Genomic DNA, 15,191 nt, shown 5'->3' with positions numbered 1-15,191 from the left:
CATGAGTACCGCAAAGACGCCGGCAAAGAAGAAGGGCCTGGGCCGCGGCCTGGAAGCGTTGCTGGGCGGTCCCGCCGAGATCGTCGAGACCGCGAAGCAGGAGGGCGCGCCCAGTGTGTTGCACGTCGACCAGTTGCAGCCGGGCAAGTACCAGCCGCGTACGCGCATGGACGAAGGCGCGCTGCAGGAGCTTGCCGCGAGCATCCGCGCGCAGGGCCTGATGCAGCCGATCCTGGTGCGGCGCGTGGCCGAGCCGGATCGCTACGAGATCATTGCCGGCGAGCGCCGCTACCGTGCGTCGAAGATCGCTGGCCTCGACAAGGTGCCGGTGCTGGTCAAGGACGTGGCCGACGAAGCCGCGGCCGCGATGGCGCTGATCGAGAACATCCAGCGCGAAGACCTGAACCCGCTGGAAGAAGCGCAGGGCATCATGCGCCTGATCCGCGAGTTCAAGTTTACACACGAGCAGGCAGCCGAGTCGGTGGGCCGCTCGCGCAGCGCGGTGTCCAACCTGCTGCGCCTGCTGAACCTGGCGGCGCCGGTGCAGACCATGCTGATGGCGGGCGACCTCGACATGGGCCACGCGCGCGCGCTGCTCGCCGTCGATGGCGCCAACCAGATCACGCTGGCGAACCAGGTCGTCAACAAACGGCTGTCGGTGCGCGAGACCGAAAAGCTGGTGGCGTCCACGCTCAAGCCGTTCGACCTGAAGTCGCTCAAGCAGAAGGGCGTCAACAATATCCGCGACGTGGCGCGGCTGGAAGAAGAGTTGTCGGATGCGCTGGGGCTGTCCGTGCAGATCAAGCTGGGCACGCGTGGCAAGGGCCAGCTCACCATCCACTTCAGCAACAACGATGCGCTCGAGGGCGTGCTCGCGCGGCTGCGCGAATCGCGCGAAGGGCAACAGGCAGCCTGAAAAAGCGGGCGATAACCGGCCATTGCAGGGATGACTGTTGCATCGATGCAGCAGTGGCCGGCCCGATTACCGGTATACGTGAGCCGTACCCGGTAATCCACCATCATGCGCGGCTCCCGCTGCGCAATCCAATTACGTCAAACATCATTGCCGCGCAATTTTTGTAAAGCCATCATGCAATCGTGATGGCAACCGTTGTGCGCAACGCACTGCAAGGTAACTGTAAGCAGATTGACGCGAATCAGTAGTTCCCCTTAAAATCGTGCGGTTTGAATTCTGGTCGGGCCGATAAGTTCCGGCCTGAAATGAGGCAGGCAGGTAGTGGTTCGAGACCGTCAGCAGCGCGGCGCCGGTTCCGGTCAGGAAGATGACTGGGACGACTGGAAAGAAGGCGCAGACCGTGAAGAGGAAGCTGTCGATCCGCTGTCGCATGCCGATGCGGTGAAGCTGTTTGGCGAAAACGCGCTGCGTCCTTCGCGCATGACCCCGGGCAAGGTTGTCCTGGCGCAGGTGATCGTTTCCCTGCTGTCGGCATTGTGCTGGGCGTTGTTCGGGAAAGAGGCGGGGCCGTATGGCTGGTCGGCGTTGTTCGGCGGCATGGTGTGCTTCGTGCCGAGCGGATTCTTCGCGTTCCGGCTGTGGGTGGCGCGGGATCGTGCATCGGTCGGCGGGCTGGTCCTCGGCGAGGCGATCAAGGTGTTTGCCACCGTGGCCATGCTGGTGCTGGTGGTGGTGCTGTACCGGGATCTGCGTTGGGTACCGATGCTGGTCACGTTCCTGCTGGCGCTCAAGACTTACTGGGTGGTGGCCCTCGCGATGCGCTAGGCCGCTGCACAACACAAGTGCTTCACCCGGAGGTGGGGCACCGAAACGGAATATCAAGATGTTTCCGTGGCGGTTTCACTGTGGTTTCACAGCGGTGACACCGGACACGGTCAAGGTTTGAAGCCCGCTTGCATCGCGGTGACCGGCGAATCCGCCGAAGGCAATGCAAGACGCGTACCGGGTGCTGCACAGTAGTAGCGGCGCGCGGCCCGAAGATTTCGCAATATACCGTTCTATTCGACAATGGCAGATGCTACCCAAAGCGCGGAACACGTGCTGACACCCTCCGGCTATATCGCCGAACACTTGCAGAACCTGAACTCGGTCGGCGGCAAGCAGTCGTCGGTGGTCGATTTCTCCGTGATCAACTATGACACGGTGTTCTGGTCGGTCCTGTGCGGCGCCCTCGCCGTGCTGTTCCTGTATATGGCTGCGCGCCGCGTTACCGCCGGCGTACCGGGTCGCTTCCAGGCTTTCGTGGAGATGATCGTCGAGATGGTCGACGACCAGGCCAAGGGAATCATTCACGGCGACCGCTCGTGGATCGCTCCGCTGGCGTTGATGGTGTTCTGCTGGATCACCATGATGAACGCAATCGACCTGATTCCGGTCGACTGGGTCACCGGCCTGAACAGCCTGCTGGGCGTCTTCCACATTCACCTGCCCCACCACCGCGCAGTGGCCACGGCCGACCTGAACGGCACGCTGGGCATGTCGTGCTCGGTGTTGGTCCTGATGATCTACTACAGCTTCAAGATCAAGGGCACGGGCGGCTTCATGCACGAACTGTTCTCGGCCCCGTTCGGCGCCAAGTGGTACCTGGCCCCGTTCAACCTGATCCTGAACCTTATCGAATTCCTGGCCAAGGCCGTTTCGCTCGGCATGCGGTTGTTCGGCAACATGTACGCCGGCGAACTCGTGTTCCTGCTGATCGCGCTGCTGGGTTCGATCTGGACGTTCAGTGCCGACCTGTCCGCGCTGGGCTTTGTCGGCCACGTGGTGGCCGGTACGGTATGGGCGATCTTCCACATCCTGATCGTTCTGCTCCAGGCCTTCATTTTCATGATGCTGACGCTGGTGTACATCGGCCAGGCTCACGATCACCACTGATCGCCGCAGGTTTCAAGTTTTAGGTTTTTTGGTTTTTTGATTTTTTGGTTCTAAGTCTCTCTAAATTAAAGGAGTCGTCATGCAAGAATTTCTCGCCAACATCCAGGGTCTGACCGCCATCGGTATCGGCATCATCATCGGCCTGGGCGCTATCGGCGCCTGCCTGGGTATCGCCCTGATGGGTGGCAAGTACATCGAAGCCTGCGCACGTCAGCCCGAGCTGATGAACCCGCTGCAAACCAAGATGTTCCTGCTGGCTGGCCTGATCGACGCGGCATTCCTGATCGGCGTGGGTGTTGCAATGCTGTTCGCCTTCGCCAACCCGCTGCTGGCTGTCATCAAGTAATTCTTTTCGGTCTGCATGATGCTGACGGGCGGCGCGGGCCACCAGCCCAGCCGCCTTTTGTGCATTTATCTGTAGTTTGATTACCGAAAGGAACACACCATGAATCTGAACGCAACGTTTTTTGCGCAGATGGTCGTGTTCTTCATCCTGTGGTGGGTTGTTGCCAAATTCATTTGGCCGCCGCTGGTGAAGGCGCTCGACGAACGCGCAACGAAGATCGCCGATGGCCTCGCCGCTGCCGAGAAGGGCAAGGCCGAGCTTGAACTCGCCAACAAGCGTGTGGACCAGGCTATGGCCGAAGCCCGCACCGAAGGCGCTCAACGCGTCGCTGACGCCGAGAAGCGCGCCCAGCTGACGGCCGACGAGATCAAGCAGAACGCCCAGGCAGAAGCCGCACGCATCATTGCCCAGGCCAAGGCCGACGCAGAACAGCAGGTTACCCGTGCTCGCGAAGAACTGCGCGACCAGGTCGCCGTGCTGGCCGTCAAGGGTGCCGAGCAGATCCTCAAGCGTGAAGTGAACGCGCAGGTCCACACCGACCTGCTCAATCAACTCAAGGCTGAGCTCTAATCATGGCTGAAACCGCAACCATTGCCCGTCCCTACGCTGAGGCGCTGTTCCGCGTCGCCAGTGAATCGAGCGCAGGCAACCTGGGTGCATGGTCCGAGCTGGTGTCGGAAATGGGGCAAGTTGCCGCCAATGCCGACATGAAGGCGGTCGCCGACGATCCGAACGTTCCCGGCGACAAGCTGGCTGAACTGTTCCTGTCGGTGCTGAAGTCCCCGGTCAGCGACGAGGCACGCCGCTTCGTCAAGCTGCTGGTGGAGAACGGCCGCCTGTCGGTGATGCCTGACATCGCCGAACAGTTCCATGCGCTCAAGAACGCCCGCGAAGGGTCGTCCGACGTTGAGATCATCAGCGCTTTCCCGCTGGAAGATGGTCAGCTGAGCGACCTGGTCGCTGCACTCGAACGCAAGTTCGGCCGCAAGCTGTACGCGCAGGTGGCGGTGGACCCGTCCCTGATCGGCGGCGTCAGCATCAAGGTTGGCGACGAAGTGCTCGACACCTCCGTGCGTGCGCGCCTGGCAGCCATGCAAACCGCGCTGACCGCCGCCTGAGCGGCTGTCCGACGGATTGAAGAATTAGGAGCATTGTGATGCAACTGAACCCCTCAGAAATCAGCGAGCTGATCAAGACCCGCATCTCGGGTCTTGGCGCCGAAGCTGAAGTGCGCAACACCGGCACGGTGATTTCCGTGACCGACGGTATCTGCCGCGTGCATGGCCTGTCTGGCGTGATGCAGGGCGAGATGCTGGAATTCCCCGGCAACACCTTCGGCCTCGCGCTGAACCTCGAGCGCGACTCGGTCGGCGCCGTGGTGCTGGGTGACTACGAACACATTTCCGAAGGCGACACGGTCAAGTGCACCGGCCGCATTCTGGAAGTGCCCGTTGGCAAGGAACTGCTGGGCCGCGTGGTCAACACGCTGGGCCAGCCGATCGACGGCAAGGGCCCGATCAACGCGAAGGAAACCGACGTGATCGAAAAGGTCGCGCCGGGCGTGATCGCGCGTCAGTCGGTGAGCCAGCCGGTGCAGACCGGCCTGAAGTCGATCGACTCGATGGTGCCGATCGGCCGTGGCCAGCGTGAGCTGATCATTGGCGACCGCCAGACCGGCAAGACCGCTGTTGCAGTGGATGCGATCATCAACCAGAAGGGCAAGGGCATGTACTGCGTGTACGTCGCCATTGGCCAGAAGGCTTCGACGATCGCCAACGTGGTGCGCAAACTGGAAGAGCACGGCGCGATGGAATACACCGTCGTCGTGGCTGCCGCCGCTTCGGACTCGGCCGCCATGCAGTACCTGGCTGCCTACGCCGGCTGCACGATGGGCGAGTACTTCCGCGACCGTGGTGAAGACGCGCTGATCGTTTATGACGACCTGACCAAGCAAGCCTGGGCATATCGCCAGGTGTCGCTGCTGCTGCGCCGCCCGCCGGGCCGCGAAGCCTACCCGGGCGACGTGTTCTACCTGCACTCGCGCCTGCTGGAGCGTGCTGCCCGCGTGAACGAAGATTACGTCGAGAAGTTCACCAACGGTGCCACCAAGGGCAAGACCGGTTCGCTGACCGCGCTGCCGATCATCGAAACGCAGGCCGGCGACGTGTCCGCGTTCGTGCCGACCAATGTGATCTCGATTACCGACGGTCAGATCTTCCTGGAAACCGACCTGTTCAATGCCGGTATCCGTCCCGCCATCAACGCCGGTATCTCGGTGTCGCGCGTGGGTGGTGCTGCACAGACCAAGGTGGTGAAGAACCTGTCCGGCGGTATCCGTACCGACCTGGCGCAGTACCGTGAGCTGGCTGCCTTCGCGCAGTTCGCTTCGGACCTGGACGACGCTACCCGCAAGCAGCTTGAGCGCGGCCGCCGCGTGACCGAACTGCTCAAGCAGGCGCAATACCAGCCGCAGCAGGTGTGGCAGCTGTCGGCGTCGCTGTTTGCAGCCAACAATGGCTTCCTCGACAACGTGGAAGTGAAGGACATCCTCCCGTTCGAGAAGGGCCTGCACGACCATCTGAAGACCAAGTACGCCGACCTCGTCAACCGCATCGAAGAGACCAAGGTCCTCTCGAAGGAAGATGAGCCCGCCCTGCGTGCTGCGATCGAGGATTTCAAGAAGTCCGCCGCGTTCTAACCGCGTGATTCCCCGACACCACCGCCGCGCCTGGCTCATGCCGGCGCGGCGCTGGTTCGGGTGGAGAGGAAGATATGGCCGGAACGAAAGAGATTCGAACCAAGATCAAGAGCGTGCAGAACACGCGCAAGATCACCAAGGCGATGGAGATGGTCGCCGCATCCAAGATGCGCAAGGCGCAGGAGCGGATGCGCAACGCCCGTCCTTACGCCGAGAAAGTGCGCAACATCGCGGCGCACCTGGCTTCGGCCAACCCCGAGTTCAAGCACCCGTTCATGCAGGAGCGCGAAGTCAAGCGCATCGGCATGATCGTGGTCACGACCGACAAGGGGCTGTGCGGCGGTCTGAACACGAACGTGCTGCGTGCGGTGACCAATGAGCTGAAGAGCCTGCAGGGTCGCGGCGTGGGTGTCCAAGCCACTGCCATCGGCAGCAAGGGCCTGCAGTTCCTGAGCCGCATCGGCGCAAAGGTGGCCTCGAATGTGGTGCAGCTCGGCGACACCCCGCACCTGGAAAAGCTGATCGGCGCGATCAAGGTCCAGCTCGACGCATTCACTAACGGTGAAGTCGACGCGGTGTACCTGGCGTACACCAGGTTCATCAACACGATGAAGCAGGAACCGGTGGTCGAGCAGTTGCTGCCGCTGGCCGCCGACAAGCTGTCGCAGACGGAAGAAGAGAAGCGCGCCTACTCGTGGGACTACATCTACGAACCTGACGCGCAGACCGTGGTGGAAGAACTGTTGGTCCGCTACGTCGAGGCGCTGGTGTACCAGGCCGTGGCCGAGAACATGGCGTCCGAGCAGTCGGCGCGCATGGTGGCCATGAAGGCGGCATCCGACAATGCCAAGAACGTGATCGGCGAACTGCAGCTGGACTACAACAAGACCCGGCAGGCAGCGATCACCAAGGAATTGTCAGAGATCGTCAGCGGTGCAGCAGCGGTCTGAGGCGTCAAGAATTCAAGCTATCGGAGATACGAAATGAGTATCGGAAATATTGTGCAGTGCATTGGCGCCGTGGTGGACATCGAGTTCCCGCGCGACGCAATGCCGAAGGTGTACGACGCGCTGGTGCTGGAAGACAGCGGCGAAACGTCGTTCGCCGAAAAGGGCCTGACGTTCGAAGTCCAGCAGCAGCTGGGCGACGGCGTGGTCCGTACCATTGCCCTCGGTTCGTCGGACGGCCTGCGCCGCGGCATGCCGGTGAAGAACACCGAAGCGCCGATCTCGGTGCCGGTGGGTCAAGGCACGCTGGGCCGCATCATGGACGTGCTGGGTCGCCCCATTGACGAAGCTGGCCCGATCGATTCCAACGAGCGCCGCGCGATTCACCAGAAGGCCCCGAAGTTCGACGAACTGTCGCCTTCGACCGACCTGCTGGAAACCGGCATCAAGGTGATCGACCTGATCTGCCCGTTCGCCAAGGGCGGCAAGGTGGGCCTGTTCGGTGGTGCTGGCGTGGGCAAGACCGTCAACATGATGGAGCTCATCAACAACATCGCCAAGCAGCACAGCGGTCTGTCGGTGTTCGCCGGCGTGGGCGAGCGTACCCGTGAAGGGAACGACTTCTACCACGAAATGAAGGACTCGAACGTGCTCGACAAGGTGGCCATGGTGTTCGGCCAGATGAACGAGCCGCCGGGCAACCGTCTGCGCGTGGCACTTTCCGGCCTGACCATGGCCGAGAAGTTCCGCGACGAGGGCCGTGACATCCTGTTCTTCGTCGACAACATCTACCGCTACACGCTGGCCGGTACCGAAGTGTCGGCACTGCTGGGCCGTATGCCTTCCGCCGTGGGCTACCAGCCGACGCTGGCTGAAGAAATGGGCAAGCTGCAGGAGCGCATCACTTCGACCAAGACTGGCTCGATCACCTCGATCCAGGCCGTGTACGTGCCTGCGGATGACTTGACCGACCCGTCGCCGGCAACCACCTTCCTGCACCTGGACTCGACCCTGGTGCTGTCGCGTGACATCGCCGCTCTCGGTATCTATCCCGCTGTGGACCCGCTCGACTCGACCTCGCGTCAGATGGACCCGCAAGTGGTTGGCCAGGAGCACTACAACGTCGCACGCGCCGTGCAGCAGACCCTGCAGCGCTACAAGGAACTGCGCGACATCATCGCGATTCTGGGCATGGACGAACTGTCGCCGGAAGACAAGATGGCCGTGAACCGCGCGCGTAAGATCCAGCGTTTCCTGTCGCAGCCGTTCCACGTGGCCGAAGTGTTCACGGGTTCGCCGGGCAAGTACGTGCCGCTGAAGGAAACCATCCGTGGTTTCAAGATGCTGGTGGACGGCGAGTGCGATCACCTGCCCGAGCAGGCGTTCTACATGGTCGGCTCGATCGACGAAGCCTTCGAGAAGGCCAAGAAGCTCCAGTAAGCCTTGTTTCGCTGCCCCCGCGCCAGCGGGGGCAGCGGTGCATCGCGCGAAGCGGTGTAGCCGTCAGAAGCGAAGCGATTGGAGAAAGGATCAGATATGGCAACCATTCTTGTAGACGTCGTCAGCGCGGAAGCGTCGATCTTCTCCGGCCAGGCGAAGTTCGTGGCGCTGCCGGGCGAGTCGGGTGAGCTGGGCATCCTGCCGGGCCACACGCCGCTGATCACGCGCATCCAGCCGGGTGCGGTGCGCATCGAGAAGGAAGACGGCAGCGAAGAGTTCGTGTTCGTTGCCGGCGGCATTCTCGAAGTGCAGCCCAAGCACGTTACCGTGCTGGCCGACACCGCCATCCGCGGTGGCGACCTGGACGAAGCCAAGGCCCAGGAAGCCAAGCGTGCAGCCGAAGAGCTGATGCAGAACCAGAGCAGCGATCTCGACCTGGCACGTGCCCAGAGCGAGCTCGCCGTGGCGGCTGCGCAGCTAGCTGCCATCGCCCGCCTGCGTCGTAAGAAGTAAAGAATCAGCAGTCCTGTCGCGTTGTTGTTTTTTCGATGCGACATTTAAAAAAAGGCAGCCGCGAGGCTGCCTTTTTTGTAGGCACAGCGATATGCTTTCGCTCTGCCTGGACAAAAAAAAGCGCGCGGGCCGGGGAGGCTCCGCGCGGACGGGAAAATCCCTTCGAGGGGTCAATTCGAAGGAACGGGTTCGGTCCAGGTGACAATCAAGGCGCATCGGATATCTGATATCCGCACACAGGCCACAAAGGCCACGCGCTAAAACGGTCTTCCTGGTGCTCCGGTCCAGCGGCATTTTTGCTGGATCGGAAAATCGGGTTACTGCAAGAAACGCTACAAAAAGGCTTTCTTCACCACGCCCCTTTAGGTCTGCACAGCAATCTTTGCTGGGGCGCCGCACCCCAGATAGCGGGTGTGTCAATGCATTGTGGGGGAAACTCCCCGGCATGGCAGTAACAAAATGTATCGTTTTGCAAGAAGTTGAAAGCTGCTCGCGCCCCCATCCGCCGCGTTCGCCACATTTCCTCGTGCTGGCGTCATGTTCGCCGCTGTAACGTGCCTATACCGTATCATTCACGGGCTGTTTTCCGTGTTCGCTCTCGCACCATGACCGGTGTGGCGATTCGCGGTTACGATTCGATACGTCTGCTGCGCTGACCGGCCCCCGGCCAACGGAAGCGGTACGGTTTCCCCCGCTTATCCTGCAGTTGTCCAGCGGCTATCCAATAGTTATCCCAAGACTTATCCCGCAGTTGTTCACAGCCGGAGGCGTAATGCACCCAGAGATGCAGCCCGCGATACAAGCCATGCTGGCGATGAAGACCGTGGCGGTGGTCGGCCTGTCCGACCGCCCCGAGCGAGCCAGCCATGAAGTGGCGGAATTCCTGCAAGGCCATGGTTTCCGTATCGTGCCAGTGAATCCCCGCCACGCCGGGGAGCGCATCCTTGGCGAGACCTGCCACGCCAGCCTGCAGCAAGCTGCCGAGGCAATGGCCGCCAGCGGAGCACGCATCGAATGGGTCGACATCTTCCGTCGTGCCGAGGACACGCCAGGTGTGGTCGACGACGCCATCGCCATCGGCGCGCGCGGGGTCTGGCTGCAGCTTGGCATCGTCAATGACGAAGCCGTGCGCCGCGCCGCCGCCGCCGGACTGCTGGCGGTCCAGGACTGCTGCAGCAAGATCGAGCTGACGCGCGCACTGGCGCCACGCTGAGCCGCGCCAGCGCTGGCCCGTTTTCGTTTTTACAAGCCCCCTTGCCGACCATGGCCATCGATCCCGAACTGCATGCCTATTACCGCCGCCTGGCCGAGCGCTATGCCGGCGTGCCGGCGCCCGCCGATGTCACCGCCCACCGGGCACGCTTTGCCGAGATCGCGGCAACTTCTCTGCTGCCGGACCCGGAAAGCATCGCCGTGCATGACCTGGCGATCCCGCTGGCAGGACGCACACTTGGTGCGCGGCTGTTCCGGCCGCAGGGCGAAGTCCCGCCGCGGCTGATCGTGTACTTCCATGGCGGCGGCTGGGTCATCGGCTCGTCGCAGACCCATCACACCGTAGCGGCGTTGCTCGCCGCGGATACCGGCTGCGCGGTGGCCAGCGTCGACTACCGGCTGGCGCCCGAGCATCCGTTCCCGGCGCCTTGCGAAGATGCCGTGGAAGCGGCGGCGTGGCTGGCAGGCCAGCGCCAGGCGCTGGGCCTGGCACCGGGTTTCCTCGCGCTGGCCGGTGACAGCGCGGGCGGCCACCTGGCGGCGCAGGCTGCACAGCAGCTCAACGGCGGCAACGCGGTGCGGGTCGATGCCCAACTGCTGATCTACCCGGTCACCGCGCCGGTACTGGCGACGGAAAGCTACCGCGCCTTTGCCGACGGCCCCGGCCTGACGCGCGACGAAATGGCCTGGTTCTGGACCCAGTTCATCGGCGCCGACGCCCTCGCGCAAGGTGCGGCGCATGCCGACCCGCGCGTCCACCTGATGGCGGCGCCGCCAGTACGGCCGCCCGCGACGGTGATCCTGGTCGCGGCCCACGACGTGCTGCGAGACGACGGCCTGGCCTACGCCGACTTCCTGGTCCGCCACGACGCCCCGGTAATCACCATCGAGGCAAGCGGCATGACCCACGGCTTTGCCCGGCTACAGCCTGAAGCCGAGCGCGCGCGCGAGTGGATGCGGCGTGCCGCCGGTGCCTTTCGCGACCTGCTCGACGACGCCTGAGCGCACACACAAGCGCACGCCGAAGCGAACACCCAGGCGAACGCCCGAGCGCGCGTCAAAACGCCGGCGCGCGGCGCCCATCCCTTAGAATGGCGGTCTTACGAGGATGACCATGACCGCACTGCAGAACGATACCTTCCTGCGCGCGCTGCGCCGCCAGCCCACCGAATACACGCCGCTGTGGCTGATGCGCCAGGCTGGCCGCTACCTGCCCGAGTACAACGCCACGCGCGCGCGCGCCGGCAGCTTCCTGGGCCTGGCCAAGAACCCGGCCTACGCCACTGAGGTGACCCTGCAGCCGCTGGACCGCTATCCGCTGGACGCGGCCATCCTGTTCTCCGACATCCTGACCGTGCCCGACGCGATGGGCCTGGGCCTGTCGTTCGCACAGGGCGAAGGCCCGCGCTTCGCGCATCCGCTGCGCACGGAAGCTGACGTGCAGAAGCTGGCCGTGCCAGACATGTCCTCGCTGCAGTACGTGTTCGACGCCGTCAGCGAGATCCGCCGGGCGCTGGTGCAGGACGGCCGCCAGCGCGTGCCGCTGATCGGTTTTTCGGGCAGCCCGTGGACGCTGGCGTGCTACATGGTCGAAGGTGGCGGCTCGGACGACTTCCGTACGGTCAAGGCGATGATGTACGGCCGCCCGGACCTGATGCACCGCATCCTGGAGATCAACGCCGAAGCCGTGTCGGCGTACCTGAACGCCCAGATCGAGGCGGGCGCGCAGGCGGTGATGATCTTCGATACCTGGGGCGGTGCGCTCGCCGACGGCATGTACCAGACGTTCTCGCTGGCCTATATGCGCCGCGTGCTGGCCGGACTGAAGCGCGAGCACGCCGGCCAGCAGGTGCCGGCGATCGTTTTCACCAAGGGCGGCGGGCTGTGGCTCGAGGCGCTGGCCGATACCGGGGCCGATGCGATCGGGCTGGACTGGACCGTCAACCTGGCCGAGGCGCGCCGCCGTACCGGCGGACGCGTGGCCCTGCAGGGCAATATCGACCCCACGGTGCTGTTCGCGCCCGAGGCCGCGATCCGCGAGCAGGTGCGCGGCGTGCTGGACAGCTACGCGGCGGCTGGCGGCAGCGACGGCCATGTGTTCAACCTTGGCCATGGCATCTCGCAGTTCACGCCGCCCGAGCATGTCACCGTGCTGGTCGACGAAGTGCACGCCTACAGCCGCAAGCTGCGCAGCGCGCAGAAGTGACCTGGGCGGTATGCGCCGTCGCAGACGATGCCGGCGGCGCCTCGCGCTGCAGCGAAACGCGCCGGCGCGTACCCGGTGCTGCGGGAGCCGCGCCGTTACACCTGTCAAGTTAACTTTTTCGCCGCCATTCGCCAAAAAGGTGCCCAGAGTTGATTGTCGGGGCTTGACTTATGCACACCGATAGGTTTGCCGCAGTGCAAGAGCGGGTTAGTCCCTAACCTATCTGGGGGACGTTTGCAAGGTCTTGATTATTAAGGCTTTGGAAGATTTGCAAAGCATGGACCGATGCCAGTGGATCCCTTGATTCGCGGGCCTTCCGGGCCCTCCGGCGCGACTTTTCAACAAAGTTATCCACAGGGGCGTTGGAATTAGTGGAAAACCAGTCATCTATCATCGACTTAGGGCCACATTTGAAGTTTTACTTTAAGTTGATGTTGCGCCGCACACAAAACCGCTCCCATTTGTTTTCACGTTGCCCGATGCACAGAGTCGGCGCAGGGGGCGTGCACCAGGAACGGCGCGATGGCGGACGATAGCGGCGCACTCGCCATATCCGCCTTATCCGCCGTAACGGCCGGCGATGCCTCGGCCGGCGATGCCAACGGACTTCCGATCGTCCGCGTCGCCCTGGACACGCCCGCCGACGATTGCTTCGATTACCTGGCCACACCCGACGTCGCGCCCGGTGACCTGGTCGTGGTGCCGTTTGGCCGCCGCAGCCTGGTCGGCGTGGCAGTGGAGCGCGCCGCCGCCTCCGATGTGCCCACCGACCGACTGCGCGCGGTGGCCCAGCGCCTGGACTGGATGCCGCCGCTGCCGCCCGACTGGATCGCACTGGCCGCCTTTGCCGCACGCTACTACCAGCGCCGCCTCGGCGAAGTCATGCTGCCGGCGCTACCCCCGGCGTTGCGCGAGCCCGACGGCTGGCCGGGCCTGGCGCAGCGTGCCCGTACCGACGAATACCGCCTGTTGCCTGAGCATGTGGATAACCTGCTGGCCGCCGTCCCGCCGCGGGCCCGCAGCGTGCGGGCGCTGGCGCAGGGGCTCGCCGAACGTGCTGCTACCGGCACGCCACTGGCATTGGCCGAGGCGCGCGCGCTGTGCGCGGCAGCGCCGGCGCGGCTGGCCGAATGGCAGGCAGCCGGCTGGGTCGAAGCCGATCGTACCGCCCGGCCGCTGCTGCCGACCGCTCCGGCGCAGCCGCCGTCCGCGGCCCCCGCCTTGCACAACGAGCAGCGCGCCGCGGTGCAGGCCATCACTGACGCGCAGGGTTTTGCCCCGTTCCTGCTGCACGGGGTTACCGGCAGCGGCAAGACCGAGGTCTACCTGCATGCGATGCAGGCCGTGCTGGAACGCGACCCGCACGCCCAGGTGCTGATGCTCGTGCCCGAAATCAACCTGACCCCGCAGTTGCAGGCGCGCATTGCCGCGCGTTTCCCGCACCTGCCGCTGGCCGTGCTGCACAGCGGCCTGGCCGACCAGGAGCGCAGCCTGCAGTGGCTGGCCGCGCACCGCGGCGAGGCCCGCATCGTGCTGGGTACGCGCATGGCGGTGATGGCGTCGCTGCCGGCACTGTCATTGATCGTGGTCGACGAGGAGCACGATACCTCCTACAAGCAGCAGGAAGGGCTGCGCTACTCGGCGCGGGACCTGGCGGTATGGCGCGCCAAGCAGCGCGGCATTGCGATTGTGCTCGGTTCGGCCACGCCCTCGATGGAAACGTGGTGGCGGGCAGGGCAGGGCACTTACCGCAAGCTGGTGTTGCGCGAGCGCGCCCAGGCCGATGCTGCGCTGCCGGTGGTCCGGCTGGTCGATCTGAACCATGAGCGGCAACGCCAGCGCGCGTTGTTCGAGGGGCTGTCGGTGCCGCTGCTGGAAGCCATCGACGCCCGGCTGGCGCGCGGCGAGCAGAGCCTGCTGTTCCTGAACCGCCGCGGCTATGCGCCGGTGATCGCCTGCGACAGCTGCGGCTGGCTGTCCGGCTGCCCGCGCTGCTCGGCGTACCTGGTGCTGCACCGGCCGGAGCGCCGCCTGCGCTGCCACCACTGCGGCCTGGAGTCGCCCGTGCCGCACCACTGCCCGGATTGCGGCAATGTCGATATCGCGCCGCTTGGCCGCGGCACCCAGCGCATCGAGGAGGCGCTGGCGTCGCGTTTTCCCCAGGCCCGCATCGCCCGCATCGACGCGGATTCCACCCGGCGCAAGGGCAGCGCGCAGGCGATGTTCGACGAAGTCCACGCCGGCGAAGTCGACATCCTGGTGGGCACCCAGATGGTCGCCAAGGGCCATGACTTTCAGCGCGTGACGCTGGTGGGGATCGTGCACCCGGACGCAGCCATGTTCAGCCACGATTTCCGCGCTGCCGAGCACCTGTTCGCATCGCTGATGCAGGTGGCGGGGCGCGCTGGCCGCGCCGGGCTGCCGGGCGAGGTGCTGATCCAGACTCGCTACCCGGACACGCCGGCATTGCAGGCGCTCACGCGCCATGACTATGATGGATTCGCTGCCAGCCAGTTGCGCGAGCGGCGCCAGGCCGGGTTGCCCCCGTTCTGCTTCCAGGTGCTGGTCACGACCGAACATGGCGAGCTGGACAGGGCGCTGCAGTTCCTGCAGGTGGCGCGGCGGCATGCGGAAACGTGTCAGCTGGCGGCCGAGGTGCAACTGCACGATCCGGTGCCGATGTCGATGGTGCGCATCGCCAACCGTGAACGTGCCCAGATGCTGGTCGAGGCGACGTCAAGGCCGGCGCTGCAACGGTTCGTGGCCGAGTGGGTACAGACTTTCGCAGAGGTAGGAACGGAGGCGAAGGGGGTGCGCTGGCAGCTGGAAATCGATCCGCTCCGGATCTGAGCCAACCGCCGGCGGAAGTATAGGTGCAACCCGCTTGTCAGGGTTAACTCTAGGGTTGCACTAGGTTGCACCTTTTGGTTTTTCGGGAGTAAGATCGCGCCAGCTCACAGGCTGCGGCCGGTCGTGCG

At 64.3% G+C, this 15,191-nt stretch carries 14 protein-coding genes; all 14 read left to right on the top strand.

Features of this window, described 5'->3' with window-relative positions:
* Position 1: 1 nt before the first annotated feature.
* The 14 genes from CTP10_RS16620 (at position 2) to CTP10_RS16555 (ending at position 15,063) form a co-directional block, all read left to right on the top strand.
* On the top strand, positions 2-916 hold the full coding sequence (locus tag CTP10_RS16620; protein WP_116320017.1) for a ParB/RepB/Spo0J family partition protein: 915 nt from the start codon (positions 2-4) through the stop codon (positions 914-916).
* Between the two features lie 321 nt (positions 917-1,237).
* Complete coding sequence (locus tag CTP10_RS16615; protein ID WP_116320016.1) at positions 1,238-1,741, top strand: ATP synthase subunit I; 504 nt, start codon at positions 1,238-1,240, stop codon at positions 1,739-1,741.
* A 243-nt stretch (positions 1,742-1,984) separates the two neighbouring features.
* A complete protein-coding gene (gene atpB / locus CTP10_RS16610; protein WP_116320015.1) occupies positions 1,985-2,851 on the top strand; it encodes a F0F1 ATP synthase subunit A in 867 nt (288 codons plus the stop codon).
* 79 nt (positions 2,852-2,930) lie between these two features.
* Positions 2,931-3,197: a F0F1 ATP synthase subunit C gene (gene atpE, locus CTP10_RS16605; RefSeq protein WP_010811268.1), complete on the top strand. Its 267-nt coding sequence runs from the start codon at positions 2,931-2,933 to the stop codon at positions 3,195-3,197.
* Positions 3,198-3,296: 99 nt separating this feature from the next.
* Positions 3,297-3,767, top strand: a complete 471-nt coding sequence (locus CTP10_RS16600; RefSeq protein ID WP_116320014.1) for a F0F1 ATP synthase subunit B — start codon at positions 3,297-3,299, stop codon at positions 3,765-3,767.
* 2 nt (positions 3,768-3,769) lie between these two features.
* Positions 3,770-4,315, top strand: coding sequence for a F0F1 ATP synthase subunit delta (locus CTP10_RS16595; protein ID WP_116320013.1), 546 nt, complete (start codon positions 3,770-3,772; stop codon positions 4,313-4,315).
* Positions 4,316-4,353: 38 nt separating this feature from the next.
* Positions 4,354-5,895, top strand: a complete 1,542-nt coding sequence (atpA, locus tag CTP10_RS16590) for a F0F1 ATP synthase subunit alpha (protein WP_116320012.1) — start codon at positions 4,354-4,356, stop codon at positions 5,893-5,895.
* A 74-nt stretch (positions 5,896-5,969) separates the two neighbouring features.
* Complete coding sequence (gene atpG / locus CTP10_RS16585) at positions 5,970-6,845, top strand: F0F1 ATP synthase subunit gamma (RefSeq protein ID WP_116320011.1); 876 nt, start codon at positions 5,970-5,972, stop codon at positions 6,843-6,845.
* Between the two features lie 33 nt (positions 6,846-6,878).
* The gene (atpD, locus tag CTP10_RS16580; RefSeq protein WP_116320010.1) at positions 6,879-8,282 is read left to right on the top strand and encodes a F0F1 ATP synthase subunit beta; all 1,404 of its coding nucleotides are present in this window, start codon (positions 6,879-6,881) and stop codon (positions 8,280-8,282) included.
* A gap of 96 nt (positions 8,283-8,378) precedes the next feature.
* Entirely contained in the window at positions 8,379-8,795 is a 417-nt protein-coding gene (locus tag CTP10_RS16575) for a F0F1 ATP synthase subunit epsilon (RefSeq protein WP_010811262.1), read from the top strand.
* Between the two features lie 772 nt (positions 8,796-9,567).
* Positions 9,568-10,008, top strand: a complete 441-nt coding sequence (locus tag CTP10_RS16570) for a CoA-binding protein (protein WP_116320009.1) — start codon at positions 9,568-9,570, stop codon at positions 10,006-10,008.
* Positions 10,009-10,058: 50 nt separating this feature from the next.
* Entirely contained in the window at positions 10,059-11,009 is a 951-nt protein-coding gene (locus CTP10_RS16565) for an alpha/beta hydrolase (RefSeq protein ID WP_116320008.1), read from the top strand.
* Positions 11,010-11,121: 112 nt separating this feature from the next.
* Positions 11,122-12,213 (top strand): uroporphyrinogen decarboxylase, encoded by a 1,092-nt coding sequence (hemE, locus tag CTP10_RS16560; protein WP_116320142.1) that lies wholly within the window; start codon positions 11,122-11,124, stop codon positions 12,211-12,213.
* Between the two features lie 522 nt (positions 12,214-12,735).
* Positions 12,736-15,063, top strand: a complete 2,328-nt coding sequence (locus CTP10_RS16555) for a primosomal protein N' (protein ID WP_233528153.1) — start codon at positions 12,736-12,738, stop codon at positions 15,061-15,063.
* Positions 15,064-15,191: the final 128 nt, after the last annotated feature.

The sequence above is a fragment of the Cupriavidus sp. P-10 genome (assembly GCF_003402535.2).
GTDB lineage: Bacteria > Pseudomonadota > Gammaproteobacteria > Burkholderiales > Burkholderiaceae > Cupriavidus.
The sequence above is the reverse complement of the archived record's forward strand: the minus strand, read 5'-3'. Positions and strand labels throughout refer to the sequence as shown.